The following is a 3,018-nucleotide window of genomic DNA, read 5'->3' as shown; positions in this document are numbered from 1 at the left end:
ATTAACAGTTTAAAGCAGCTCAATAAAACAATTTAGCAATTAAGCAGTTAAATAATTAAACCAATTAACCAAATCATCCCTAATGACTAAGTGCAAAGGCTTAATTTTTTTCTTGTCGTGTGCAGTCTTACTTGCTTGTTCTCCTAAGACTAGACCGGTTGTAAGTCCGCCTGTTAAGACTATTCCTAAAGAAAGCAATTCAAGCGTTCCAGTTAAACCTGTTCAGAAATTTACAGAAGCGAACATTTCTCTGTTAATTCCATTTAAGCTAAATCAAATAAATTTAGCTGTAGCTACAAAGGCACAAGTAGATCGTGCCGACATGGCAATTGATTTTTATCAAGGGGTAAAAATGGGAATTGATTCTGCCGCTAGTTTTGGTTTGAATTTTAAGGTAAATGTATATGACACCAAGGATGAGAATGCCCAATTAATGGCATTAACAAAAAGCGAAAATCTAGCGAAGAGCGACCTTATCATTGGACCAGTCTTTCCTGAAGGAATAAAGAACTTCACAAATTTTGCAATTGGTAATGATATGCCGATGGTTTCTCCATTGGCTGCATCTAAACCAACTGACTTTAATAATCCTAAGCTGATTTCTGTGGTAAACTACATCGATCAGCACAGTGAAAAAATTGCTGGGTTTATTGGAACTAAATTTCAGCCAGCAAATAGTATCGTAGTACTTATTAACCCTCGAAAAACCGAGGATGAAGAGTTTGCTGCTCCAATTAGGGCATTCTTAAAACAGCGTCATCCAACGTTAATCGTTCAAGAATTCACTTCAGCCTATGCGTTTGAAACTCGAATGATTAAAGGTAAGAAGTATGCAATTATCGTATGTTCGTCCGAAACCAGTTTTGTAATACCAACGATTGATAAACTAGCTAAATTAGCAAAATTAAAGGCGCAAGATTATCAGCTGAACCTTTTTGGACACCCGAATTGGATTAAGCAAAATTATAATATTAATCAGTTACAAACACTACATACCATTTTAAGCACTTCTTATTTTGTCAACTACAAGGATGCAAATGTTATTTCGTTTGTGAAAAAGTATCGTGCAAGCTTCAATTTTGAGCCAAGTGAATATTCTATCAAAGGTTTTGACATCGGCTTTTATTTTGGTAAACTACTAGCCAAACACGGGAAGAATTACTTAGATTTTATTACGAAGGACAAATACAAAGGGTTACACAATTCCTTTAGTTTTGGCTATAATCCGATTTATGGGTATTACAATAAAGATTTAATGCTTTTGCAGTATAAAAATCTTAATTTAAATTTAATTAACTAGTATTAAAAAGCCCTTGATGGGTTTAGGGCATGAGAGTAGAACATCAGATTAGGGCTTTTGAGCAGATCCATCAAAATTATGATGGTGTGCTGCCATTACATCGGTTTTTGTTTGCCTATTTTAAGCAAAATAAGCAGATGGGTTCATCTGATAGAAGATGGGCAACCCGTTATATTTATAGCTTTTTCCGCTTGGGAAAAGCGTTGTCGAAATTAGCACCCATCCAGCGTCTTGCCATCGGAGATTTCCTTTGTCAGCAAACTCCTAGTCTTGTTGTTGAAACTTATTTAAACGATTTGTTAGCCTCAATTGCACTACCATTAGCTGAGAAAATAAAGCTGGTGCAGACCAAATTCCCAAAGTTTGAATTACCGGACGTATTTACCTTACATGGTTATTTATCGCCACAGGTTGATCAGACACAGTTTTTCAGCTCTTTTTTTATACAGCCCAACCTTTTTATAAGAGTTAAAGGAACTCATATTCAAGCAGTAAAAAACCAACTTGCAGCTAAAAATATTGATGCGGAAGAAGTGATTGAAAATGCATTGGCACTACCTAATGGTATTAAATTAGAAGAGATTGTTCCTGATTCTCGCTTATATCAAGTACAAGATTTATCATCTCAAAAAACAGGGGCATACTTTGAACCTAAAAAATATGACTATTGGTGGGATTGTTGTGCTGCGTCTGGTGGTAAATCACTTTTATTGCATGATTTAGAACCAAACATTGAATTGCTGGTAAGTGATGTTAGAGAAAATAGTTTAAACAACCTAGACGAACGTTTTCAGATTGCCGGAATTAAAAAATATCATAAAAAAGTAATTGACCTACTTCAAAATAACGACCAAACCTTACATCATTATGAGTTTGATGGTATTTTACTAGATGCGCCTTGCTCAGGTTCTGGAACTTGGGGCCGTACGCCTGAAATGCTTTGGTATTTTGAAAAATATAAAATCGACAACTACGTTAAACTACAGAAAGCATTTGCAGGAAATGTAATTAAGTACCTGAAGCCTGGAAAACCTTTAATTTATATGACATGTTCTGTTTTTAAAGCAGAAAATGAAGACGTTGTAGAGTATATTGAAGAGAATTTTCCGGTAAAATTAGCTCAAATGGAATTAATTAAGGGCTATAATGATAAAGCAGATAGTATGTTTGTCGCTCGTTTTATTAAGGACTAAGGATTTTCGACCCAAAAGAATTTAATGGCTATGGGTAAACCATTGCCTAATTTTCTCTTTCAAATGCTTAATAGCTTCGAAAAGAACGGCCAGCAGACCTATAATTAGCGTAAATTGCTCAAAACTGTTCATAACAAGGCTTTATAGATATAAGACTAATTTAGTGAGTTTTTGTTACAGATTCATTATTTGAAAATCAATTCTCTATGAAGAAGAACGAATTATGAGCTCGCTATTTAAAACTTGGTCTACAAATTCCTTGTTATCATGTTCTATTTCATCTATCAGCAGCTGAGTTGCAATTTTACCAACTTCATAACTTGGCTGCATGATGGTTGTTAACGTAGGACTTACCACTTTACTCACAGGTTCATTATTATAACCTATTACAGCAACGTCTTGAGGGATTCGATAACCCAAGCCCTGTAAGTACTGGATACTAATGATCGCAGAGGAATCATTAACTGCAAATATAGCATCTGGTTTAGAATCGAGTTTAAAACGTAATTGCACTTTTTCTAAAGC

The 3,018-nt window shown here is 34.9% G+C and carries 3 protein-coding genes; 2 read left to right on the top strand and 1 reads right to left on the bottom strand.

Annotation, left to right across the window (positions count from 1 at the left end; all coding sequences use genetic code 11):
* The first annotated feature begins 82 nt into the window (after positions 1–82).
* Together WC622_RS16790 and WC622_RS16785 are read left to right on the top strand one after the other, a co-directional pair.
* Entirely contained in the window at positions 83–1,300 is a 1,218-nt protein-coding gene (locus tag WC622_RS16790) for an ABC transporter substrate-binding protein (RefSeq protein ID WP_372820843.1), read from the top strand.
* A gap of 29 nt (positions 1,301–1,329) precedes the next feature.
* Positions 1,330–2,493: an RsmB/NOP family class I SAM-dependent RNA methyltransferase gene (locus WC622_RS16785; RefSeq protein WP_372820842.1), complete on the top strand. Its 1,164-nt coding sequence runs from the start codon at positions 1,330–1,332 to the stop codon at positions 2,491–2,493.
* A gap of 204 nt (positions 2,494–2,697) precedes the next feature.
* Here WC622_RS16785 and WC622_RS16780 read toward each other — a convergent pair.
* The coding region (locus tag WC622_RS16780) for a substrate-binding domain-containing protein (RefSeq protein WP_372820841.1) at positions 2,698–3,018 on the bottom strand (321 nt) is incomplete at its 5' end.

Source organism: Pedobacter sp. (assembly GCF_041662865.1).
Classification (GTDB): domain Bacteria; phylum Bacteroidota; class Bacteroidia; order Sphingobacteriales; family Sphingobacteriaceae; genus Pedobacter.
The sequence above is the reverse complement of the archived record's forward strand: the minus strand, read 5'-3'. Positions and strand labels throughout refer to the sequence as shown.

What these genes read in the sequence shown, in the direction of transcription:
- WC622_RS16785 (WP_372820842.1), top strand. Translation starts at nt 1,330, where the DNA reads ATGAGAGTAGAACATCAGATTAGGGCTTTTGAGCAGATCCATCAAAAT.
- WC622_RS16790 (WP_372820843.1), top strand. Translation starts at nt 83, where the DNA reads ATGACTAAGTGCAAAGGCTTAATTTTTTTCTTGTCGTGTGCAGTCTTA.